General features: G+C 72.2%; 16 protein-coding genes. 12 read left to right on the top strand and 4 right to left on the bottom strand.

Going from position 1 to position 22,952, the window contains the following annotated elements:
- Positions 1 to 91 precede the first annotated feature (91 nt).
- The gene (gene smc, locus K7G60_RS08325; protein ID WP_225800158.1) at positions 92 to 3,628 is read left to right on the top strand and encodes a chromosome segregation protein SMC; all 3,537 of its coding nucleotides are present in this window, start codon (positions 92 to 94) and stop codon (positions 3,626 to 3,628) included.
- Positions 3,629 to 3,808: 180 nt separating this feature from the next.
- Positions 3,809 to 5,242: a sugar porter family MFS transporter gene (locus K7G60_RS08320; RefSeq protein WP_225800157.1), complete on the top strand. Its 1,434-nt coding sequence runs from the start codon at positions 3,809 to 3,811 to the stop codon at positions 5,240 to 5,242.
- Positions 5,243 to 5,316: 74 nt separating this feature from the next.
- Here the strand turns inward: K7G60_RS08320 and K7G60_RS08315 are convergent, their stop codons facing one another.
- Both K7G60_RS08315 and K7G60_RS08310 read right to left on the bottom strand, forming a co-directional pair.
- Positions 5,317 to 6,288 (bottom strand): LLM class flavin-dependent oxidoreductase, encoded by a 972-nt coding sequence (locus K7G60_RS08315; RefSeq protein ID WP_225800156.1) that lies wholly within the window; start codon positions 6,286 to 6,288, stop codon positions 5,317 to 5,319.
- Positions 6,289 to 6,340: 52 nt separating this feature from the next.
- Complete coding sequence (locus tag K7G60_RS08310) at positions 6,341 to 7,798, bottom strand: cytosine permease (protein ID WP_225800155.1); 1,458 nt, start codon at positions 7,796 to 7,798, stop codon at positions 6,341 to 6,343.
- Between the two features lie 273 nt (positions 7,799 to 8,071).
- On the opposite strand from K7G60_RS08310, the gene ftsY reads away from it, so the two are divergent.
- Complete coding sequence (gene ftsY / locus K7G60_RS08305) at positions 8,072 to 9,286, top strand: signal recognition particle-docking protein FtsY (RefSeq protein ID WP_225800154.1); 1,215 nt, start codon at positions 8,072 to 8,074, stop codon at positions 9,284 to 9,286.
- 63 nt (positions 9,287 to 9,349) lie between these two features.
- On the opposite strand, the gene K7G60_RS08300 is transcribed toward ftsY, so the two are convergent.
- Positions 9,350 to 10,003, bottom strand: coding sequence for a bifunctional DNA primase/polymerase (locus K7G60_RS08300; RefSeq protein WP_225800153.1), 654 nt, complete (start codon positions 10,001 to 10,003; stop codon positions 9,350 to 9,352).
- Positions 10,004 to 10,428: 425 nt separating this feature from the next.
- On the opposite strand from K7G60_RS08300, the gene K7G60_RS08295 reads away from it, so the two are divergent.
- The 6 genes from K7G60_RS08295 to ftsH all read left to right on the top strand — a co-directional run bounded on the left by K7G60_RS08295 (position 10,429) and on the right by ftsH (position 20,203).
- Positions 10,429 to 11,904, top strand: a complete 1,476-nt coding sequence (locus tag K7G60_RS08295) for a hypothetical protein (RefSeq protein ID WP_225800152.1) — start codon at positions 10,429 to 10,431, stop codon at positions 11,902 to 11,904.
- A 402-nt stretch (positions 11,905 to 12,306) separates the two neighbouring features.
- Positions 12,307 to 13,653, top strand: coding sequence for an ammonium transporter (locus tag K7G60_RS08290; RefSeq protein ID WP_225800151.1), 1,347 nt, complete (start codon positions 12,307 to 12,309; stop codon positions 13,651 to 13,653).
- Positions 13,650 to 13,988, top strand: coding sequence for a P-II family nitrogen regulator (locus K7G60_RS08285; RefSeq protein WP_015036464.1), 339 nt, complete (start codon positions 13,650 to 13,652; stop codon positions 13,986 to 13,988). The genes K7G60_RS08290 and K7G60_RS08285 overlap by 4 nt, the downstream gene beginning before the upstream one ends.
- Before the next feature lie 20 nt (positions 13,989 to 14,008).
- Positions 14,009 to 16,471: a [protein-PII] uridylyltransferase gene (locus tag K7G60_RS08280; protein WP_225800150.1), complete on the top strand. Its 2,463-nt coding sequence runs from the start codon at positions 14,009 to 14,011 to the stop codon at positions 16,469 to 16,471.
- A gap of 119 nt (positions 16,472 to 16,590) precedes the next feature.
- A complete protein-coding gene (gene ffh, locus K7G60_RS08275) occupies positions 16,591 to 18,144 on the top strand; it encodes a signal recognition particle protein (protein ID WP_225800149.1) in 1,554 nt (517 codons plus the stop codon).
- Between the two features lie 130 nt (positions 18,145 to 18,274).
- Complete coding sequence (gene ftsH / locus K7G60_RS08270; RefSeq protein WP_225800148.1) at positions 18,275 to 20,203, top strand: ATP-dependent zinc metalloprotease FtsH; 1,929 nt, start codon at positions 18,275 to 18,277, stop codon at positions 20,201 to 20,203.
- Between the two features lie 211 nt (positions 20,204 to 20,414).
- Here ftsH and K7G60_RS08265 read toward each other — a convergent pair whose 3' ends face one another.
- On the bottom strand, positions 20,415 to 21,140 hold the full coding sequence (locus tag K7G60_RS08265) for a methyltransferase domain-containing protein (RefSeq protein ID WP_225800147.1): 726 nt from the start codon (positions 21,138 to 21,140) through the stop codon (positions 20,415 to 20,417).
- A gap of 376 nt (positions 21,141 to 21,516) precedes the next feature.
- Here K7G60_RS08265 and K7G60_RS08260 point away from each other — a divergent pair, with 376 nt between their 5' ends.
- From K7G60_RS08260 to K7G60_RS08250, 3 genes are all read left to right on the top strand, one after another.
- Positions 21,517 to 22,110 carry a hypothetical protein gene (locus tag K7G60_RS08260; protein ID WP_024755886.1) on the top strand — a complete coding sequence of 198 codons (594 nt, stop codon included), beginning with the start codon at positions 21,517 to 21,519 and terminating at the stop codon, positions 22,108 to 22,110.
- Between the two features lie 154 nt (positions 22,111 to 22,264).
- On the top strand, positions 22,265 to 22,708 hold the full coding sequence (rpsP, locus tag K7G60_RS08255; protein ID WP_015036470.1) for a 30S ribosomal protein S16: 444 nt from the start codon (positions 22,265 to 22,267) through the stop codon (positions 22,706 to 22,708).
- Positions 22,709 to 22,710: 2 nt separating this feature from the next.
- Positions 22,711 to 22,950 carry an RNA-binding protein gene (locus K7G60_RS08250; protein WP_020868149.1) on the top strand — a complete coding sequence of 80 codons (240 nt, stop codon included), beginning with the start codon at positions 22,711 to 22,713 and terminating at the stop codon, positions 22,948 to 22,950.
- Positions 22,951 to 22,952 lie beyond the last annotated feature (2 nt).

The following is a 22,952-nucleotide window of genomic DNA, read 5'->3' as shown; positions in this document are numbered from 1 at the left end:
GTCGTTTCCCCCGCGTACCACCCCTCCTCATCCGAGGATCTGCCCCACGTCATCGCGGGCGAAACGCACGGGCCCCGGTAGAGTCGCATGAGTGCACCTCAAGGCCCTGACCCTCCGCGGATTCAAGTCGTTCGCATCGGCCACCACGCTGCGGTTCGAACCGGGAATCACCTGTGTCGTGGGGCCCAACGGCTCGGGCAAGTCGAACGTCGTGGACGCCCTCTCCTGGGTCATGGGCGAGCAGGGTGCCAAGTCGTTGCGCGGCGGCAAGATGGAGGACGTCATCTTCGCCGGCACGACCGGGCGCCCCCCGCTCGGCCGCGCGGAGGTCTCGCTGACCATCGACAACTCCGACGGCGCGCTGCCCATCGACTACGCCGAGGTCACCCTCACCCGGATCATGTTCCGCGGCGGCAGCAGCGAGTACCAGATCAACGGCGACACCTGCCGGCTGCTCGACTTCCAGGATCTGCTCTCCGACTCCGGCATCGGACGCGAGATGCACGTCATCGTCGGGCAGGGACAGCTCGACTCCGTGCTGCACGCCGACCCGATGGGCCGCCGCGCCTTCATCGAGGAGGCCGCCGGCGTCCTCAAGCACCGCAAGCGGAAAGAGAAGGCGCTGCGGAAGCTGGACGCGATGCAGGCCAACCTCGCGCGCGTGCAGGACCTCACCGACGAGCTCCGCCGCCGGCTCAAGCCGCTCGGCCGGCAGGCCGCCGTCGCCCGCCGGGCCGTCGTCATCCAGGCCGACCTGCGCGACGCCCGGCTCCGGCTCCTCGCCGACGACCTCGTCCGGCTCCGGGCGGCGCTGACCGCCGAGGTCGCCGACGAGGCGGCCCTGCTCGCCCGCAAGGAGGCCACCGAGTCCGAGCTGCGCGCCGCCCTCGCCGAGGAGGCCGGGCTTGAGGCGGAGGCCCGTGCCCTCGTGCCCCGCCTGGAGCGCGCACAGCAGAACTGGTACGACCTCTCCCAGCTCGCCGAACGCGTGCGGGGCACCGTCTCCCTGGCCGACGCGCGCGTGAAGAGCGCCACCACCGCCCCCGCCGAGGAACGCCGCGGCCGCGACCCGGAGGACCTGGAGCGCGAGGCCGCCCGCGTCCGCGAACAGGAGGCGGAGCTCGAAGCCGCCCTGGAGGCCGCCGAGCGCGCCCTGGAGGACAGCGTCGCCCACCGCGCGGACCTGGAGCGCACGCTCGCGGCCGAGGAGCGCCGCCTCAAGGACGCCGCCCGCGCCATCGCCGACCGGCGCGAGGGCCTCGCCCGGCTCCACGGCCAGGTCAACGCGGCCCGCTCGCGCGCCGCCTCCGCCCAGGCCGAGATCGACCGGCTCGCCGCCGCCCGCGACGAGGCCGCGGAGCGGGCCGCCGCCGCCCAGGAGGAGTACGAGCAGCTGAAGGCCGAGGTCGACGGCCTCGACGCGGAGGACACCGAGCACGGCGAGCGGTACGAGGCCGCCCGCCGTGAACTCGCCGACGCGGAGGCCGCGCTCGGCGCCGCCCGCGAGGCCGCCGCCACCGCCGAACGCCGCCGCGCCGCGACCGAGGCCCGGCACGACACCCTCGCCCTCGGGCTGCGCCGCAAGGACGGCACGGGTGCGCTGCTCTCCGCGGGGCTCACCGGACTCCTCGGCCCGGCGGCCGAACTCCTCACCGTCACCCCCGGATACGAGATCCCCGTCGCCGCCGCCCTCGGCGCCGTCGCCGACGCGCTCGCCGCCGACGGGCCCTCGTCAGCCGCCGAGGCCCTGCGCCTGCTGCGCAAGCAGGACGCGGGCCGGGCCTCGCTGGTCCTGGCCGGAGCCCCCGAGCCCGAGCCCCTGACGGCGGCCGAAAGACACCCGTACGCCGCCGACCTGGTCAGCGGGCCCGCCGAACTCCTGGGCGCCGTCCGCCGGTTGCTCGCCGGAGTCGTGGTCGTCGGAGACCTCGACGAGGCCGTCGAGCTGGTCCGGAACCGGCCCGCGCTGACCGCCGTCACCGCCGAGGGCGACCTGCTCGGCGCGCACATCGCGCACGGCGGCTCCGCCGGGGCTCCCAGCCTCCTCGAAGTCCAGGCCTCGGTCGCCGAGGCCGCCGCCGAGCTCGACGAACTGGGCCTGCGGTGCGAGGAGCTGACGGCCGCCCAGCAGGAGGCCGCCGAGCGGCGCCGTGTCGCCGGCGCGCTCGTCGAGGAACTCGACGCCCGTCGCCGCGCCGGCGAGCGCGAGAGGTCCGCCGTCGCCCAGCGGCTCGGACGGCTCGCCGGGCAGGCCAGGGGAGCGGCGGGGGAGGCCGAGCGGACCGCCGCGGCCGCCGCCCGCGCCCAGGAAGCCCTGGAGAAGGCCACCGTCGAAGCCGAGGAACTGGCCGAACGGCTCCTCGTCGCCGAGGAGATGCCTGCCGAGGACGAGCCCGACACCTCCACGCGCGACCGGCTCGCGATCGAGGGCGCCCAGGCGCGCCAGGCCGAGATGGAAGCGCGGCTCCAGGTCCGTACCCACGAGGAGCGGGTCAAGGGGCTCGCCGGACGGGCCGACTCGCTCGACCGGGCCGCCCGCGCCGAGCGGGAGGCACGCGCGCGTGCCGAGCAGCGCCGGGCCCGGCTGCGCCACGAGGAGCGGGTGGCGGGCGCGGTCGCCGCGGGCGCCCGGACCCTCCTGGCCCATGTCGAGGTCTCCCTGGTGCGCGCCGAGCGGGAGCGTGCGGCGGCCGAGGCGGCGCGGGCCGAGCGGGAGCGGGGCCTGACGGCCGCCCGGGCCAGGGGCCGGGACCTCAAGGCCGAGCTCGACAAGCTGACCGACTCGGTGCACCGGGGGGAGGTGCTCGGCGCCGAGAAGCGGCTGCGGATCGAGCAGCTGGAGGCGAAGGCGCTGGAGGAGTTCGGCGTGGAGGCGACCGCCCTGGTCGCCGAGTACGGTCCGGACCAGCCCGTGCCCCCGTCGCCGACCGTGGAGGGCGAGGAGGCGGAGGACCCGGAGGCCGGGAAGCCGCGTCCGTTCGTCCGTTCGGAGCAGGAGAAGCGGCTGAAGGCCGCCGAACGGGCGTACCACCAGCTCGGCAAGGTCAACCCGCTGGCCCTGGAGGAGTTCGCCGCCCTGGAGGAGCGGCACCAGTTCCTCTCGGAGCAGCTGGAGGACCTGAAGAAGACCCGTACCGACCTGCTTCAGGTCGTGAAGGAGGTCGACCTGCGGGTCGAGCAGGTCTTCACCGAGGCCTACCGGGACACCGCCCGCGAGTTCGAGGGCGTCTTCTCGCGGCTCTTCCCGGGTGGCGAGGGCCGGCTGGTCCTCACCGATCCGGACAACATGCTCACCACCGGCGTCGAGGTGGAGGCCCGCCCGCCGGGCAAGAAGGTCAAGCGGCTCTCGCTGCTCTCCGGCGGCGAGCGCTCGCTCACCGCCGTGGCGCTCCTCGTCTCGATCTTCAAGGCCAGGCCCAGCCCGTTCTACGTGATGGACGAGGTCGAGGCGGCACTGGACGACACCAACCTCCAGCGGCTGATCGGGCTCATGCGGGAGCTCCAGGAGTCCTCGCAGCTGATCGTGATCACGCACCAGAAGCGGACGATGGAGGTCGCGGACGCGCTGTACGGCGTGTCCATGCAGGGCGACGGCGTCTCCAAGGTGATCAGCCAGCGCCTGCGCTGAAGGCGATCGTTCAAGTCATGAAGCCACTCGGCCTTGCTGTGCTCATAAAGTCACACGACATCGGCTATTGACTTCGAAACTTGAAGGCATAGTCTCTGCAACGTTGCTTTTACCTTCACGTGGTGGGCGGCGTGAAGTTGTGCGCCACTGGAAGGGCTCGCCCCCCACCGAGGAGTCCATGTGACCGACACCGCGCAGGCGCCCACGCCGCCGCCTTCCGAAGGCCGAGCCGCCCACCCGGACCATCTCGGCCACGTCATCTTCATCACGGCCTCCGCGGCGATGGGCGGATTCCTCTTCGGCTACGACAGCTCCGTCATCAACGGCGCCGTCGAGGCGATCCGGGACCGCTACGACATCGGCTCCGGCACCCTCGCCCAGGTCATCGCCATCGCCCTGATCGGCTGTGCCATCGGCGCCGCCACCGCCGGCCGGATCGCCGACCGCATCGGCCGCATCCGCTGCATGCAGATCGCCGCGGTGCTCTTCGCCGTCAGCGCCGTCGGCTCCGCGCTGCCCTTCGCCCTCTGGGACCTCGCCCTCTGGCGGATCATCGGCGGCTTCGCCATCGGCATGGCCTCCGTCATCGGCCCCGCGTACATCGCCGAGGTCGCCCCCGCCGCCTACCGGGGCCGCCTCGGCTCCTTCCAGCAGGCCGCGATCGTCATCGGCATCGCCATCTCCCAGCTGGTCAACTACGGCATCCTCCAGCTCGCCGACGGCGACCAGCGCGGCGAGATCGGTGGCCTGGAGGCCTGGCAGTGGATGCTCGGCGTGATGGTCGTCCCCGCCTTCCTCTACGGCATGCTGTCCTTCGCGATCCCCGAGTCCCCGCGCTTCCTGATCTCCGTCGGGAAGGTCGACCGGGCCAAGGAGGTCCTCGCCGAGGTCGAGGGCCACGGCGTCGACCTCGACCACCGCGTCGCCGAGATCGACCGGGCCATGCGCAGCGAGCACAAGTCCACCTTCAAGGACCTGCTCGTCGGCGGGAGCAAGGTCAAGCTGCTGCCGATCGTCTGGGTGGGCATCGGACTCTCGGTCTTCCAGCAGCTCGTCGGCATCAACGTCGCCTTCTACTACTCCGCGACGCTCTGGCAGTCCGTCGGCATCGACCCGTCCAGCTCGTTCTTCTACTCGTTCACCACGTCGATCATCAACATCATCGGCACGGTGATCGCGATGGTCCTGGTCGACCGGGTCGGCCGCAAGCCGCTCGCCCTCGTCGGCTCCCTGGGCATGGCGATCGCCCTCGCCGTCGAGGCCTGGGCCTTCTCCGCCGACCTCGTCGACGGCAAGCTGCCCGAGACCCAGGGCGTCGTGGCCCTCGTCGCCGCCCATGTCTTCGTGCTCTTCTTCGCCCTCTCGTGGGGCGTGGTGGTCTGGGTCTTCCTCGGCGAGATGTTCCCCAACCGGATCCGCGCGGCGGCCCTCGGCGTCGCCGCCTCCGCCCAGTGGATCGCCAACTGGGCCATCACCGCCAGCTTCCCGTCCCTCGCGGACTGGAACCTCTCCGGCACCTACGTCATCTACACGGTCTTCGCCGTGCTCTCGATCCCCTTCGTGCTGCGGTACGTCAAGGAGACGAAGGGCAAGGCGTTGGAGGAGATGGGCTAATCCCCGCTGCCCCTCTCCTCGCGACGACCGCCCCGGCCGGAGGCCCCACGCCACCGGCCGGGGCGGTGCGCGTTTCACGCCGCGAGCCGCGGCAGCACGTCCTCGCAGAACAGCCGCAGGCTCCGCCACCCCTCCTCGACCGGCATCCCGCCGCACAGCGGGTGCAGCACCGGGCTCTCCAGGCCGAGCGCCAGGCACTCCTCCGGGGTGACCACCCGGTACACCCCCTCCGCCCGCAGCTCCGCCACCGTCGTCGCCGTCGACCGCACCGCCGAGCGGATGTCCTTCGACTGCCAGGAGGCGTACGTCCGCGCCTCGTGCAGGAAGTGCCCGCCGTACTCGGCCCAGGTCCGGCCCGGGTCCTCCGACAGGTGCAGCAGCGGGGTCTCCTCGGCCGGCATCATCGTCCAGCCCTCCGTGCCGTACTCCGCGCACCGCTCCCGGTAGTACTCCTCGAGCTCCGGCAGGTGCGCGCTCGGGAAGAACGGCAGCCCGAGCCGGGCCGCCCGCCGCGCCGCCGCCCGCGAGGAACCCCCCACCAGCAGCATCGGGTGCGGCCGGGTGAAGGGCCGTGGGGTGACCCGTACCGTACGGCCCTGATGGGTGAACGGCTCCCCGGTCCAGGCAGCGAGCAGGGTCTCCAGGAGGAGGTCCTGGAGCTTGCCGCGCCGTCCCCAGTCGACCCCGCGCTCCTCGTACTCCTCCGGCCGGTAGCCGATCCCGGCCACCGTCACGAGCCGGCCCCCGCTCAGCAGGTCCAGGACCGCGATGTCCTCGGCCAGGCGCAGCGGATCGTGCAGCGGGCCGATGATCGCCGAGACGGTGACCGCGATCCTGCGCGTCGCGCCGAAGACCGCGCCCGCGAAGGCGAAGGGGGAGGGCAGCCAGTTGTTCTCGACCCCGTGGTGCTCCTCGGTCTGCACGGTGTCGACGCCGTGCTCGTCGGCGTACGCGGCCATGGCGAGCGCGGCCCGGTAGCGCTCCGAGAGGGAGTCCGGGGTCGCACGGGGATCGACGAGGTTGAACCGTACGACGCTGAACGGCATGGGAAGTCCCCCTTCGCGGGTGTGCGGAAGGGGGACGTTATCTGACGAAGCGTCAGATGGAAACGGTCTCGCGCACTTCGGCGGGCGCCGCCGGCGCCTTCTCCGGGGTGCGCGGCAGCACCGCGTACAGCGCGCCGGCGACCACGGTCGTCGCCGCCCAGCCCAGACCGTTCTCGCCGATCCAGGACGAGGCGAGCGGACCGGAGAACCAGTCGACCTTCGTGAACAGCAGGCCCACAGCCAGTGCCACGGCCCACGCCGTCATCGCCTGCCAGGCGAAACCGCCTCGGTACCAGTAGGCGCTGGTCCTCGTCGTGTCCATCAGCGCCGCCGCGTCGTACGACCTCCGGCGCAGCATGTCCACGCCGAAGACGCCGATCCACGCCGAGAACGCCACCGCGAGCAGGGTGAGGAAGGAGATGAACGAGCCGATGAAGCTGGTCGCCACGACCATCAGGAGGAAACCGAAGACCAGGCTGATCAGGGCGTTCACGCTCACCGCCGCCGCACGCGACACCTTGATGCCCAGGGTCTGCGCGGTGAACCCGGCCGAGTACATCGACATCGAGTTGATCAGCAGCATCCCGATCAGGGCGATCACCAGGTACGGCACGGAGATCCACGCCGGCAGCAGCTCGCCGATGAAGGAGACCGGGTCCTGAGCCGAGGCCAGGTCCGGTGTGGACACCGCCATCACCGCGCCCATCAGCACCATCGGGAGCACCACGATGCCCGCGCCGCCGATCGTCGAGCCGACCATCGCCCGCGAGGAGGCCGTCCGGGGCAGGTAGCGCGTGAAGTCGGGGCCCGAGGGCACCCAGCTGATGCCGCCGGCCGCGATCGTGCCGATGCCCGCGACCGTCATCGCCGTCGAACCGGCCGGCTTGTCGAAGACCGCCGACCAGTCGGTGTCGGCCACCAGGTAGACCAGGACCAGCACGGAGAAGGCGCCGAAGAGGTACGTCGACCACTTGCTGCACGCCCGCAGCGCGTTGATGCCGAGGCCCGAGACCAGGAAGGTGCAGGTCACGAAGAGCAGCAGGGTCACCACGATGAGGAGCGTGTTCGACTTCACGCCGAAGAGCAGGTCGAGGACGGTCAGCACCGCGTAGGCCCCGGTGACCGCGTTGATGGTCTCCCAGCCCCAGCGGGCCACCCAGATCAGCGCACCGGGAAAAAGGTTTCCGCGCTGACCGAACACGGCCCGCGACAGCGCCATGCCGGGCGCCCCGCCGCGCTTCCCCGCGATCGAGATCAGTCCGACGATCCCGTACGAGAGGACCGGCGCGGCGACCGCCACCGTCAGGACCTGCCAGAAGTTCAGGCCGTTGAAGACGATCAGACCGGCGCCCATCGTGAGCAGCAGCACGCTGATGTTGGCCGCGACCCAGGTCGGGAACAGCTCGCGGACCCGGCCGGTCCGCTCGGCGTCGGGGACGGGTTCGAGACCGCGGGTCTCCATCGCGCCGTCGTGCGTCGCGCCTGCGGCTTCGGAGGCGTCGTGGGGCATGGGGGTACTCCGTACGAATGGGGGGGAGGCGAAACATCGTACATTCGTGCCACACCGAGCAAAGGGCGCGTCGAACCACAGAAGGGGCCGGCCCACCCTTCGGGTACGCCTCGCGCGTCTGAACGGGATCCGGTACCGGACCCGTCGTGACTCCGGCCCGAGGGGCTTCCGGTCGGCGCTCGGCCGAACGGCGGACCGGCCCGGCCCGGAGGTCCGTGCCCCGGCGGGGAGAACGAGGGGACGCGGGCGAGGTCACGCCATACTGGGAGCGTTATGGAACTCATCCTTGCTGTAGTCATCGCTCTGGTCGTCGCGGTCGCCGTGACGAGCGGGCTCGTGATCAGCGGTCGCAAGAAGAAGCAGCTGCCGCCGGCCGAGCCGCCGTCCACCACGCCGACCATCACCGCTCCGCCCGCCGAACCGCACGTCGGCGAGGAGGCGGAGACACCGCGGGAGGAACCACGCCGCACGGTCGAGGAGGTCGAACTCCCCACCGAGCCCTCCGGTGCCACGCTCGTCGAGGAGCCGCTCGTCGTGGAGCCCGAGGCTCCCGAGATCGAGGTGCCCGAGCCGACCGCCGGCCGGCTCGTGCGGCTCCGGGCCCGGCTCGCCCGCTCCCAGAACTCGCTCGGCAAGGGGCTGCTCACGCTCCTGTCCCGCGAGCACCTCGACGAGGACACCTGGGAGGAGATCGAGGAGACCCTCCTCACGGCCGACGTCGGCGTCGCGCCCACCCAGGAGCTCGTCGACCGGCTGCGCGAGCGCGTCAAGGTGCTCGGCACCCGCACCCCCGACGAGCTGCGCGGCCTGCTCCGCGAGGAGCTCGTCACCCTCCTCGGCGACTTCGACCGCACGGTGAGGACCGAGAGCCCCGAGGACACCCCGGGCGTGGTCATGGTCGTCGGCGTCAACGGCACCGGCAAGACCACCACCACCGGCAAGCTGGCCCGTGTACTCGTCGCCGACGGCAAGTCCGTCGTCCTCGGCGCGGCCGACACCTTCCGCGCCGCCGCCGCCGACCAGCTCCAGACCTGGGGCGAGCGCGTCGGCGCCCGGACGGTGCGCGGACCGGAGGGCGGCGACCCGGCGTCGATCGCCTTCGACGCGGTCAAGGAGGGCATCGCCGAGAAGGCCGACGTCGTCCTCATCGACACCGCCGGCCGGCTCCACACCAAGACCGGCCTCATGGACGAGCTCGGCAAGGTCAAGCGCGTCGTCGAGAAGCACGGCCCGCTCGACGAGGTGCTCCTCGTCCTCGACGCCACCACCGGCCAGAACGGCCTGATCCAGGCCCGCGTCTTCGCCGAGGTCGTGGACATCACCGGCATCGTGCTCACCAAGCTCGACGGCACCGCCAAGGGCGGCATCGTCGTCGCCGTCCAGCGCGAGCTGGGCGTCCCGGTCAAGCTGGTCGGCCTGGGCGAGGGCCCGGACGACCTGGCGCCCTTCGAGCCGGGCGCCTTCGTCGACGCCCTGATCGGCGACTGACCCGCGGTCCGCGCGCACGCGTGAGGGCCCCCGCCACCTGGTGGCGGGGGCCCTCACGCGCGTCTAGAAGTGCGTCCGGTGGCAGATGTACGCCAGGGTGCCGAGCAGCAGCCGGGCCTGCGGGGGCGCGCCCGCCGTGTCCAGTGTCGGCGGCCGCAGCCAGCGCACCGGCCCGAGCCCGCCCAGGTCCGACGGGGGAGCGGTGACGTGGGAGCCGGGCCCCAGACAGTGCAGGTCCAGATCGGCGTCGTCCCAGCCCATCCGGTACAGCAGCTGCGGCAGCTCGGCCGCCGCACCCGGCGCCACGAAGAACCGCGCCCGGCCGGTCGGGGTCGCGCACACCGGGCCCAGCGGCAGCCCCATGCGCTCCAGGCGCACCAGCGCCCGCCGGCCCGCGGCCTCGGCGACCTCGATCACGTCGAAGGCCCGGCCGACCGGGAGGAGCAGCGCCGCACCCGGGTACTCGGACCACGCCTTGGTGGCGACGTCGAGGCCGGCGCCCGCCGGGACCGGTTCCGCGAAGGAGAGGGGGTGCGCGCCCGGGGCGGCGCAGGCCGGGTCCCCGCAGGAGCACTGGCCGGAGACGGCCCGCGCGCCGGGGACGACGTCCCAGCCCCAAAGTCCCGTGTACTCGGCCACCGCTGTGCACTCCGTGGTGCGTACGCGGCGGCGTGCGCCGGACCGCATCTCACGAATGCCGCCGATCGTGAAACCCATGCCCCCTCCAACGGGTCGAGCGCGCCGGTGGTTACGACCCGGAGCACCGTCGTCACCCTTCGTCACGGTCCGTCGCCGAATGTGGCGCACGGTCGTGAGTGGGGTGGTGCGGACCCTGGCGCACGCCTCTCCGCGCTCCCGTCCGCCGACTCCGGTTCGTCGCATGTCAAGTGAATCGCGTTCCGCGCGTGGCGAGTTCATTCGAAGGGGTGGCGAATGGTGGCGTTTCTTGAATCGCCCTCGTGGAGGGGTGATCGTAGGATTACTTTCGGTACTCGAACCCCGGGTCCGCTTGCACGCGTGGGTATGCCGGAGGCAACCCGGTTTCCAGTTCGAAGGAGTATGAACGTCGGACGGGTGCCGCGAGAGGCGGCATTCTGATAGGGGTTCGGACGACAGGTAATCAGGTGGATGGGGGCGTTCCAGTGAGCGGCAACGGCGCAGACGGTACGACTGCCGGCAAGCGCCCGAACGAGCAGCTGGGTTCGTGGTTCGTGCGCAGCGGCTGGTCCAAGGGCGAACTGGCACGCCAGGTGAACCGCAGGGCACGCCAGATGGGCGCGCACCACATCTCCACGGACACCTCGCGGGTGCGCCGCTGGCTCGACGGCGAGCAGCCCCGCGAGCCGATCCCGCGGATCCTCTCCGAGCTCTTCTCCGAGCGCTTCGGCTCCGTGGTCGCCATCGAGGACCTCGGACTGCGCACCGCCCACCAGTCGCCCTCCGTCTCCGGCGTCGACCTGCCGTGGGCCGGCCCGCAGACCGTCGCCCTGCTCAGCGAGTTCTCCCGCAGCGACCTCATGCTCGCCCGCCGGGGCTTCCTCGGCTCCTCCCTCCAGCTCGCCGCGGGACCCGCCCTCATCGAACCGATGCAGCGCTGGCTCGTCCCCACCCCCGCCGGCGACACCGAGCGCCCCGAGCCCCTCGTGGACCCCCGCCGCCCCCACCGGCTCTCCGAGGTCGAGCTCGACCTCCTTGAGTCCACCACCGCCATGTTCCGCAAGTGGGACGCCCAGTGCGGCGGCGGACTGCGCCGGAAGGCCGTCGTCGGCCAGCTCCACGAGGTCACCGACCTCCTCCAGGAGACCCAGCCCGCCGCCACCGCCAAGCGCCTCTTCACCTGCGCGGCCGAGCTCGCCGAGCTCGCCGGCTGGATGAGCTACGACGTCGGCCTCCAGCCGACCGCCCAGAAGTACTTCGTGCTCGCCCTGCACGCCGCCAAGGAGGCCGGCGACAAGCCCCTCGGCTCGTACATCCTCTCCTCCATGAGCCGCCAGATGATCCACCTCGGCAGGCCCGACGACGCCCTCGAACTCATCCACCTCGCCCAGTACGGCAGTCGGGACTGCGCCACCGCCCGCACCCAGGCCATGCTGTATGCGATGGAGGCCCGCGCCTACGCCAACATGGGGCAGCCCTCCAAGTGCAAGCGGGCCGTCCGGATGGCCGAGGACACCTTCGCCGACGCCGGCCTCGACGGCGAGCCCGAGCCCGACTGGATCGGCTTCTTCTCCGAGGCCGAGCTCAACGGCGAGAACTCCCACTCCTACCGCGACCTCGCCTACGTCGCCGGCCGCTCCCCGACCTACGCCTCGCTCGCCGAACCCGTCATGGAGCGGGCCGTCGAGCTCTTCGAGAAGGACCCCGACCACCAGCGGTCGTACGCGCTCAACCTGATCGGCATGGCCACCGTCCACCTCCTCAAGCGCGAGCCGGAGCAGTCCGTGGTCCTCGCCGAGAAGGCCCTCGGAGTCGCCCGCAGCATCCGCTCCGAGCGGGTCAACACCCGGCTCCGCAAGACCGTCGACCACGCCGCCCGCAACTACAGCGACGTCGCCGAGGTCGTCCGGCTCACCGACCGGCTCACCCAGCTCCTCCCCGAGGCCGCCGAAGCGGTCTGACCCCTCCCGGGCCCCGCTCCCGCCCCGCCCCCGCCCCGCTCCGGGGCCCGCACAGTCCCCGGCCGCGCCGGCCGTCCCGTAAAGCCCGACTCGGCTCCCCCGCCGCAAGGTCACACGGACGCCCGGCGCGGCCGGTTCGTTTCCCCCGGGCACGGCCCGCGGCGTCTCCTCGGCGTGGCCCGTCCGTTCCCCGGGCACGGCCCGTAGCCGTTCCCCCGTCGCGACACGGCCGTTCACGGCTGCGTAACACGCCCCACCCCTTCGTCACCGCCGCGAAACATCGAGCGGCATCGTCGGAAACCGCGCTGCGCGAATCTCTGGCTCATAACCGGCCACCCCTCAGGGCCGGACGCTCCCCGGCCCCGCCCCGCACAGGCCGCATTCGACGACGAGGAGACGCCGATGGCTCCAGCCATCACGACCCTGGCAGCAGACGCCCCCGAGCTGTCTGCCGCCAACACCGGGTTCATGCTCATCTGCTCCGCCCTGGTCATGCTGATGACCCCGGCACTCGCCTTCTTCTACGGAGGCATGGTCCGCGTCAAGTCCACCCTCAACATGCTGATGATGAGCTTCATCAGCCTCGGGATCGTCACGGTCCTCTGGGTGCTCTTCGGCTTCAGCGTCGCCTTCGGCACCGACTCGGGCTCGCTGATCGGCTGGTCCTCCGAGTACGTCGGCCTCAGCGGCATCGGCATCACCGAGCTCTGGGACGGCTACACCATCCCGGTCTACGTCTTCGCCGTCTTCCAGCTGATGTTCGCGATCATCACGCCCGCCCTCATCAGCGGCGCCCTCGCCGACCGCGTCAAGTTCACCGCCTGGGCCCTCTTCATCACCCTCTGGGTCACGATCGTCTACTTCCCCGTCGCCCACTGGGTCTGGGGCGCGGGCGGCTGGCTCTTCGAGATGGGCGTCATCGACTTCGCCGGCGGCACCGCCGTCCACATCAACGCCGGCGCCGCCGCCCTCGGCGTCATCCTCGTCATCGGCAAGCGCGTCGGCTTCAAGAAGGACCCGATGCGCCCGCACAGCCTCCCGCTGGTCATGCTCGGCGCCGGTCTCCTCTGGTTCGGCTGGTTCGGCTTCAACGCCGGCTCCTGGCTCGGCAACGACGACGGCGTCGGCGCCGTGATGTTCGTCAACACCCAGGTCGCCACCGCCGCCGCCATGCTCGCCTGGCTCGGGTACGAGAAGATCCGCCACGGCTCCTTCACCACCCTCGGCGCCGCCTCCGGCGCGGTCGCCGGCCTCGTCGCCATCACCCCCTCCGGCGGCTCCTGCTCCCCGCTCGGCGCCATCGCCATCGGCGCGATCGCCGGCCTCCTGTGCGCCATGGCCGTCGGCCTCAAGTACAAGTTCGGCTACGACGACTCCCTCGACGTCGTCGGCGTCCACCTCGTCGGCGGCATCGTCGGCTCCCTCCTCGTCGGCTTCTTCGCCACCGGCGGCGTCCAGTCCGACGCCAAGGGCCTCTTCTACGGCGGCGGCCTGGACCAGCTCGGCAAGCAGGCCGTCGGCGTCTTCGCGGTCCTCGCCTACTCTCTGATCGCCTCCGCGGTCCTCGCCCTGATCATCGACAAGACGATGGGGATGCGGGTCAGCGAGGACGACGAGGTCTCCGGCATCGACCAGGTCGAGCACGCCGAGACCGCGTACGACTTCAGCGGAGCCGGCGGGGGCGTCACCGGGCGCAGCACCGCCGTGGCGACGCCCGTCCTGAGCGAGAACAAGAAGGTGGACGCATGAAGCTCATCACCGCGGTCGTGAAGCCGCACCGGCTCGACGAGATCAAGGAGGCCCTCCAGGCGTTCGGCGTGCACGGCCTCACCGTCACCGAGGCCAGCGGCTACGGCCGCCAGCGCGGCCACACCGAGGTCTACCGGGGCGCCGAGTACACCGTCGACCTGGTCCCCAAGATCCGCATCGAGGTCCTCGTCGAGGACGAGGACGCCGAACAGCTCATCGACGTCGTCGTGAAGGCCGCCCGTACCGGCAAGATCGGAGACGGCAAGGTGTGGAGCGTGCCGGTCGAGACCGCCGTACGGGTCCGCACCGGCGAACGCGGTCCGGACGCACTGTAAGCACGGATGGGAGCCGCCGGGTGACGAACCTCGACACGAGCGACACGACCGAAGAATCGGGACCCGGCGGTTACGCGGCGGCCCGGCTGTTCCTCCTCCAGGAGAAGGAACAGGCCGGGCCGCCGCGCCGTGCCGCCCTGGCCCGGCTCACCGACGACTGGCTGGCCGGCCTCTTCGCCGCCGCCGCACCGCCCCGCGGGACCGCCCTCGTCGCCGTCGGCGGCTACGGGCGCGCCGAACTCTCCCCGCGCAGCGACCTCGACCTCCTCCTGCTCCACGACGGCACCGCCGACAAGGCCGCCGTCGCCGCCCTGGCCGACCGGATCTGGTACCCCGTCTGGGACCTCGGCCTCGCCCTCGACCACTCCGTCCGCACCCCCGCCGAAGCCCGCGCCACCGCGGGCGAGGACCTCAAGGTCCACCTCGGCCTCCTGGACGCCCGGACCGTCGCGGGCGACGCCGGCCTCGTCGCCGCCCTGCGCACCACCGTCCTCGCCGACTGGCGCAACCAGGCCCCCCGGCGCCTCCCCGAACTCGACGCCCTCTGCCGGGAGCGCGCCGAACGCGTGGGGGAGCTGCAGTACCTCCTCGAACCCGACCTCAAGGAGGCCAGGGGCGGACTCCGCGACGCCCAGGTCCTGCGCGCCGTCGCCGCCTCCTGGCTCGCCGACGCCCCCCGCGAAGGCCTCGACGTCGCCCGCCGCCGTCTCCTCGACGCCCGTGACGCCCTCCACCTCGTCACCGGCCGCGCCACCGACCGGCTCGCCCTCCAGGAACAGGACGCCGTCGCCGCCGGACTCGGCCTCCTCGACGCCGACACCCTGCTCCGCGAGGTGTACGAGGCCGCCCGGACCATCTCGTACGCCACCGACGTCACCTGGCGCGAGGTCAACCGCGTCCTCAAGGCCCGCTCCGCCCGCCCGGCCCGGCTGAGGAGCCTCCTGAGCCGGAGCGGCGGCGCGAAACCCCCCGTGGAACGCACCCCGCTCGCCGAGGGCGTCGTCGAGATGGACGGCGAGGCCGTCCTCGCCCGCAGCGCCCGGCCGGAACGCGACCCCGTCCTGCCCCTGCGGGCCGCCGCCGCGGCCGCCCAGTCCGCCCTCCCGATCTCCCTGCACGCCGTGCGCCGCCTCGCGGCCGCCGCCAGACCCCTCCCGGTGCCCTGGCCCGCCGAGGCCCGCGAGGAACTCGTCACCCTGCTGGGCGCGGGCGAGGCCACCGTCCCCGTCTGGGAGGCCCTGGAGGCCGAAGGGCTCGTCACCCGGCTCCTGCCCGACTGGGAGCGCGTCCGCTGCCGGCCCCAGCGCAACCCCGTCCACACCTGGACCGTCGACCGGCACCTCGTCGAGACCGCCGTACGCGCCTCTTCGCTCACCCGCCGCGTCGGCCGCCCCGACCTCCTCCTCGTCGCCGCCCTCCTCCACGACATCGGCAAGGGCTGGCCCGGCGACCACTCCGTCGCCGGCGAGACCATCGCCCGCGACCTCGCCGCCCGTATCGGCTTCGACCGCACCGACACCGCCGTCATCGCCACCGTCGTCCGCCACCACCTGCTCCTCGTCGAGACCGCCACCCGGCGCGACCTCGACGACCCCGCCACCGTCCAGTCCGTCGCCGGCGCCGTCGGCACCCTCGGCACCCTGGAGCTCCTGCACGCCCTCACCGAGGCCGACGCCCTCGCCACCGGCCCCGCCGCCTGGTCCTCCTGGCGCGCCTCGCTCGTGGCCGACCTCGTCAAACGGGTCGCCGGCGTCCTCGCGGGCGAACCCCTGCCCGACCCCGAGGCCGCGGCACCCAGCGCCGAACAGGAACGCCTCGCGATCGAGGCCCTGCGCACCGGCGAACCGGTCCTGGCCCTGCACACCGAGCCCGTCGCCGCGGAGCCGGAAGGAACCGAGCCCGAGGGACCCGAGCCCGTCGGCGTCGAACTCCTCATCGCCCTGCCCGACCAGCCCGGCGTCCTCCCCGCCGTCGCCGGCGTCCTCGCCCTCCACCGGCTCACCGTCCGCGCCGCCGACCTCCGCGCCGTCGAACTCCCCACCGGCCTCGGCTCCGGCTCCGTCCTCGTCCTCGACTGGCGCGTCGCCGCCGAGTACGGCTCCCTGCCCGAGGCCACCCGGCTCCGCGCCGACCTCGTCCGCGCCCTCGACGGCTCCCTCGACATCCCCGCCCGCCTCGCCGAACGCGAGGCCGCCTACCCCCGCCGCCGGGGCCTCACCGCCCCGCCGCCCCGCGTCACCGTCGCCGCGGCCGACTCCCGCCTCGCCACCGTGATCGAGGTCCGCGCCCAGGACGCCCCCGGCCTCCTCCACCGCATCGGCCGCGCCCTGGAGGGCGCGGCGGTGCGGGTGCGGAGCGCCCACGTCTCCACCCTGGGCGCCAACGCCGTCGACACCCTGTACGTGACCCGTCCGGACGGCTCCCTCCTCCCCGACGAGGAGGCGATCGACCTGGCCCGCGCGCTGGAGGAGGCGCTGCGCTGAAACCCCGGGCCGCACCGCCCCCGCCCGCCGGATCCGGCGGGCGGGGGCACATACTTCGAGCGGCCCGATACCCTGGAGGGCAATCCGACCGCCCCCGACACCGAGGATCCGCGACCGCCGTGTTCGATACCCTCTCCGACCGCCTTGCAGCGACCTTCAAGAACCTCCGCGGCAAGGGCCGTCTGTCCGAGGCGGACATCGACGCCACCGCGCGCGAGATCCGTATCGCGCTGCTCGAAGCGGACGTCGCCCTGCCGGTCGTCCGCGCCTTCATCAAGCAGGTCAAGGAGCGCTCGCTGGGCGCGGAGGTCTCCCAGGCCCTCAACCCCGCCCAGCAGGTCATCAAGATCGTCAACGACGAGCTGATCTCGATCCTCGGCGGCGAGACCCGCCGTCTGCGGTTCGCCAAGACCGCGCCGACCGTGATCATGCTCGCCGGTCTCCAGGGTGCCGGTAAGACCACCCTCGCCGGAAAGCTCGGTCTCTGGCTGAAGAGCCAGGGCCACTCCCCGCTGCTCGTCGCCTGCGACCTCCAGCGCCCCAACGCCGTCACGCAGCTCTCCGTCGTCGCCGACCGCGCCGGCGTGGCCTTCTACGGCCCGCAGCCGGGCAACGGCGTCGGCGACCCGGTCCAGGTCGCGAAGGACTCGATCGAGTACGCGCGGACCAAGCTGTACGACGTCGTCATCGTCGACACCGCCGGCCGTCTCGGCATCGACCAGGAGCTGATGCAGCAGGCCGCGGACATCCGCGACGCCGTCAGCCCCGACGAGGTCCTCTTCGTCGTCGACGCCATGATCGGCCAGGACGCGGTCAACACCGCCGAGGCCTTCCGCGACGGCGTCGGCTTCGACGGCGTGGTCCTCTCCAAGCTCGACGGCGACGCCCGCGGTGGTGCCGCGCTCTCCATCGCGCACGTCACCGGCAAGCAGATCATGTTCGCCTCCAACGGCGAGAAGCTGGACGACTTCGACGCGTTCCACCCGGACCGCATGGCGTCCCGCATCCTCGGCATGGGCGACATGCTCTCCCTCATCGAGAAGGCGCAGCAGACCTTCGACGAGGAAGAGGCCGCCAAGATGGCCTCGAAGCTCGCCTCGAAGAAGGGCGAGGGCTTCACGCTCGACGACTTCCTGGCCCAGATGGAGCAGGTCCGCAAGATGGGCTCCATCTCCAAGCTGCTCGGCATGCTGCCCGGCATGGGCCAGATGCGGGAGCAGATCGCCAACATCGACGAGCGCGAGGTCGACCGCATCGGCGCCATCATCAAGTCGATGACCCCGGCCGAGCGCCAGGACCCGACCATCATCAACGGCTCCCGGCGCGCCCGTATCGCCAAGGGTTCCGGCGTCGAGGTCAGCGCGGTCAAGGGCCTGGTCGAGCGGTTCTTCGAGGCCCGCAAGATGATGTCCCGCATGGCGCAGGGCGGCGGCATGCCGGGGATGCCGGGCATCCCGGGCATGGGCGGCGGCCCCGGCCGGCAGAAGAAGCAGGTCAAGCAGGCCAAGGGCAAGCGCAAGAGCGGCAACCCGATGAAGCGGAAGGCCGAGGAACAGGCCGCGGCCGCGCGCCGTGAGCAGGCGCAGGCGGGCGGCGCGTTCGGCCTCCCGGCGGCGGGGCAGACGCCCAAGGACTTCGAGCTCCCGGACGAGTTCAAGAAGTTCATGAGCTGACCGGGCCGGGACGGGGCCCGGGGTGGTGCGAAACCGCCCCGGGCCCTTCTTCATCCCTCCGGACCGCCCGCGATGCCCGAGCGATCCCGCTCTTCGATACTGGGGCCACTGCCGCCCCGAGGAGAGCCACGTGGCCAACCCCGTACCCCCGCGCGACCGGACCGATCAGCCCTGGCGCTCGGAAGGGGCTCCGCCGCCCCCCTCGCCGAAGAAGAGGATGCCGGGCGGCTGGGGCGGCCTCATCCTCACCGCCCTCGTCGTGTACCTGATCGCCAACATCGTGCTGTCGTTCTTCAACGAGGGCGACGGACCGACGATCTCGTACACCGAGTTCGACAAGCAGGTCGCCGCCGGGAACGTCACCAAGATCTACTCCAAGGGCGACGCGATCCAGGGACAGCTGAAGAACAAGCAGCCCGTCCCCGACGGCGAGGGCGACTACACCAAGTTCCAGACCCAGCGGCCGGCCTTCGCCGACGACGACCTCTGGGCCCAGTTGACCAAGCAGAACGTCACCGTCACCGCCCGGCCCGTCGTCCAGGAGCGCAGCTTCCTCGCCAACCTCCTGATCTCGCTGGCGCCGATGCTGCTGCTCGTCGTGCTGTGGGTGTTCATCGCCCGCCGGATGAGCACGGGCATGGGCGGCGCGGGCGGGATGCTCGGCCGCAAGCAGCCGCCGAAACCCGTCGAGCTGGAGGGCGGCAAGCGCACCACCTTCGAGGACGTCGCCGGCATCGACGAGGTCGAGGGCGAGCTCAACGACGTCGTCGACTTCCTGAAGAACCCGCAGGCCTACCGCGAGATGGGCGCCAAGATGCCCCGCGGCGTGCTCCTCGCGGGCCCTCCCGGCACCGGCAAGACCCTGCTGGCCCGGGCCGTCGCGGGCGAGGCCGGGGTGCCGTTCTTCTCGGCCTCCGCCTCCGAGTTCATCGAGATGATCGTGGGCGTCGGCGCCTCCCGCGTCCGCGAGCTGTTCGCCGAGGCCCGCAAGGTCGCCCCCGCGATCATCTTCATCGACGAGATCGACACCATCGGCCGGGCCCGGGGCGGCGGCTCCGGAATGGGCGGCCACGACGAGCGCGAGCAGACCCTCAACCAGATCCTCACCGAGATGGACGGCTTCACCGGCTCCGAGGGGGTCATCGTCCTCGCCGCCACCAACCGCGCCGACGTCCTCGACCCGGCCCTCACCCGGCCGGGCCGCTTCGACCGGATCGTCCACGTCAACCCGCCCGACCGGGGCGGCCGCGAGGCCATCCTGAAGATCCACACACGGGAGATCCCGCTCGCCAAGGACGTCGACCTGGAGCACGTCGCCCGGACCACCCCCGGCATGACCGGCGCCGAGCTCGCCAACCTCGCCAACGAGGCCGCCCTCCTCGCGGTCAAGCGTGACCAGAGGGCCGTCACCCAGACCGATCTGTCCGACGCCCTGGAGAAGGTCCAGCTCGGCGCCGAACGGCCGCTCGTGATGCCCCTGGAGGAGCGGCGCCGGACCGCGTACCACGAGAGCGGGCACGCCCTCCTCGGCATGCTCCAGCCCGGCGCCGACCCGGTCCGCAAGATCACCATCGTGCCGCGCGGCCGGGCCCTCGGCGTCACCCTGTCGACCCCCGACGCCGACAAGTACGCCTACACCGAGGAGTACCTGCGCGGCCGGATCATCGGCGCCCTCGGCGGGATGGCGGCCGAGCAGGTCGTCTTCGGCGTCATCACCACCGGCGCCGAGAGCGACCTCGAACAGGTCACCAACATCGCCCGGGGCATGGCGGGCCGCTGGGGCATGAGCGAGCGCGTCGGCCGCCTGACCGCCATCCCGAGCGACGCCCAGCAGGCGTACGGGCTCTCCGCCGCCCCCGCCACCCTCGACACCGTCGCCGAGGAGATGCGCCGCATCGTCGACGAGTGCTACCAGAGCGCGGTACGGCAGCTCGGCGAGCACCGCGACAAGCTGGACGCCCTGGCCGAGGCGCTCCTGGCCAACGAGACCCTGGAGGAGGACGCGGCCTACCGCGCGGCGGGCATCACGCGCCGGGGGGCGGGGGAGGAGCCGGTCTGAGGGGGCGGGCTTGGATCCAACCTCTTGGATCCGATGTCCCGAATCCTGGCTCCAACCTCCTGAAGCCAACCTCTTGGATCCGATGTCCTGGATTCTGGATCCGACATCCCGGATCCGATGCCTGGATGCTGGATCCGACATCCCGGATCCAATGCCTGGATTCTGGATCCGACATCCCGGATCCGGTGTCCCGGATCCACGACTTGACGGACTACGGCACCCTGCCGACCACGTACCGGAAGACGTTCGGCATCCACACCGTCCCGTCCGGGCGGACGTACGGGGCCAGTGCCTCCTCGATCTCCTTCTCCACCTGCGAGGGTTCCGTCGCCCGGATCGCCTCGTCGAAGACGCCCGTCGACAGCAGCCCGCGCACGGCGCTGGCCACGTCCGCGTACCCGAAGGGGCAGGCCACCCGGCCGGAGCCGACCGGTCGCAGCCCCGCCCCGGTGATCAGCGCGTCCAGGTCGGCTCCCGGCGCGGGCCCGCGGTCCGCGAGCCGGGCCGCGATCCGCAGCACCGGCGCCGTGGCGCACCGCTCCGGCGGCCCCCAGTCGGCGAGGACGACGGCCGTGCCCGATTGGGCCGTACGGGTGAGCGCCCGGAGCTCGGGGAGGATCCCGTCCGTCGCGTGGAAGGCCGTGATCACGTCGTACGGCAGGTCTTCCGGGGGTTCCTCGGTGACCGCGACGCCCTCCGGCAGCCGCTCCCTCGCCAGCTCCACGCGCGCGTGGTCCCGGTCCGCGCCGGCGACCCGTGCTCCCCGTGCCGCGGCCATCAGGAGGGCCAGGCCGGAGCCGCAGCCCAGGCCCAACAGCCGGGAACCCGCGCCCACGTCCAGGCGGTCGTACACCGCCTCGTAGAGCGGGACCAGCATCCGCTCCTGAATCTCGGCCCAGTCGCGCGCGGGGTGGTGCGGGACGAGCGTAGGTGTCATGGAAAAGCGCCCCAATCCGTGCTCGGACGACAGCCCCCCGTAGTCAGGGAACTGCGCATCCCCGGCCGCGTCCAGTGGTCGCGCCGGACGATTCGCCCGGGAGGGCGGTGCGCCGCCTTGCGCACGGACCCGGTAGTGTCCTCGCCACAGTTCCCCCGGGCCGATCCGACCCCCTTCGGGGGGCGCGTGCATCACGGCCACGCGCCGGGGCGTATGCGCCACTACGCACCGGCTTGACGCTCACTGCGTGACTCCTCCGCAGATCGGGGCCCCTGGCCCGCGTCGGGACACATCAACGGAAACTGACGGGTACGTGCAAAATATTTGGGATGCCCCGGAATGGAACCCGGGGGCACTTCGGCTCGTTGTACGCGACGTGAGCACGACACCACCTGTTCTCGCCGCAGAGCTGGCACAGGCGTGGGCCGACATTCAGCGGCACCACCCCGAGCTGCCGGATCTTGCCGCGCCCGAGTCCCTGATCGGAGAGTCCTCGTCCGCCTGTGGCGCCGAACTCTCCTTCGAACGACTGCTCCACGAGGCAGTCCACGGCATCGCCGCCGCCCGAGGCGTCCGCGACACCTCCCGCGCCGGCCGCTACCACAACCGCAGATTCCTCGCGATCGCCGAGGAGATGGGCCTCGACCATCCCGAGGAGCCGCACGCCAGCAGCGGCTTCTCCCTGGTCACGCTCAACCCCGAGGCCAGGCGCCGCTACCGGCCCACCATCGAGCGGCTCCAGCGCGCCCTCAAGGCGCACACGGTCGCCACGGCCGCCGACACCAAGCGCTCCTTCCGCGGACCGGCCGCCCGGCACGGCTCCTCGGGCGGCGGCGTGCGCGTCAAGGCCGTCTGCGACTGCGGGCGGAACGTGCGCGTGGTGCCGTCGGTGCTCGCCCAGGCCCCGATCGTCTGCGGCGGCTGCGGCAAGCCCTTCCGTATCCCCGAGACAGTGGGTGCCGCCAGCTGAGTCGGCGGCGTGTGGCACAATGGCTAGCTGTACTCGACAGTCGCACAGGACCCCTCTCTCCTCCGGCTGACGCGTCCATCGGGCATCCGAGTACCGCAACCCCACGTGGCATCTCAAGTGCCCAACCACGTCAAGACCAGGAGACACCACTCCAGTGGCAGTCAAGATCAAGCTCAAGCGCCTCGGCAAGATCCGCCAGCCGCACTACCGCATCGTCGTCGCCGACTCGCGCACCCGTCGTGACGGTCGCGCGATCGAGGAGATCGGCCTCTACCACCCGACGTACAACCCGTCGCGTATCGAGGTCGACTCCGAGCGTGCGCAGTACTGGCTGTCCGTCGGCGCCCAGCCGACCGAGCCGGTCCTCGCCATCCTGAAGCTCACCGGCGACTGGCAGAAGCACAAGGGTCTGCCGGCCCCCGAGAAGGCTCTGCTCGTCCCCGCCACGAAGGAGGCGAAGCGCGCCTCGTTCGACGAGTTCGCGAAGACCCTCGAGGGCGGCGACGACAAGGGTGAGGCCATCACCCCGAAGGCCAAGAAGGCCGACAAGAAGGCGGACGAGGCCGAGGCCGCGTCCACCGAGTCGACCGAGGCCTGATCATGCTCGAGGAGGCTCTCGAGCACCTCGTGAAGGGCATCGTCGACAACCCCGACGAGGTGCAGGTCGCCTCGCGCAACCTGCGCCGGGGCCGCGTGCTGGAGGTCCGGGTCCACCCCGACGACCTCGGCAAGGTGATCGGCCGCAACGGCCGCACCGCGCGTGCGCTGCGCACCGTCGTGGGTGCCATCGGCGGCCGAGGGATCCGCGTCGACCTCGTCGACGTGGACCAGGTCCGCTGAGC

The sequence above is a fragment of the Streptomyces sp. NK15101 genome, from assembly GCF_020400725.1.
In the GTDB taxonomy this organism is placed as follows: Bacteria; Actinomycetota; Actinomycetes; order Streptomycetales; family Streptomycetaceae; genus Streptomyces.
Note: the sequence above shows the minus strand (reverse complement) of the source record. Positions and strands in the feature narration are given on the sequence as shown.

What these genes read in the sequence shown, in the direction of transcription:
- K7G60_RS08265 (WP_225800147.1), bottom strand. Translation starts at nt 21,140, where the DNA reads ATGACACCTACGCTCGTCCCGCACCACCCCGCGCGCGACTGGGCCGAG.
- K7G60_RS08290 (WP_225800151.1), top strand. Translation starts at nt 12,307, where the DNA reads ATGGCTCCAGCCATCACGACCCTGGCAGCAGACGCCCCCGAGCTGTCT.
- ftsY (WP_225800154.1), top strand. Translation starts at nt 8,072, where the DNA reads ATGGAACTCATCCTTGCTGTAGTCATCGCTCTGGTCGTCGCGGTCGCC.
- K7G60_RS08285 (WP_015036464.1), top strand. Translation starts at nt 13,650, where the DNA reads ATGAAGCTCATCACCGCGGTCGTGAAGCCGCACCGGCTCGACGAGATC.
- K7G60_RS08300 (WP_225800153.1), bottom strand. Translation starts at nt 10,003, where the DNA reads ATGGGTTTCACGATCGGCGGCATTCGTGAGATGCGGTCCGGCGCACGC.
- K7G60_RS08250 (WP_020868149.1), top strand. Translation starts at nt 22,711, where the DNA reads ATGCTCGAGGAGGCTCTCGAGCACCTCGTGAAGGGCATCGTCGACAAC.
- K7G60_RS08310 (WP_225800155.1), bottom strand. Translation starts at nt 7,798, where the DNA reads ATGCCCCACGACGCCTCCGAAGCCGCAGGCGCGACGCACGACGGCGCG.
- K7G60_RS08315 (WP_225800156.1), bottom strand. Translation starts at nt 6,288, where the DNA reads ATGCCGTTCAGCGTCGTACGGTTCAACCTCGTCGATCCCCGTGCGACC.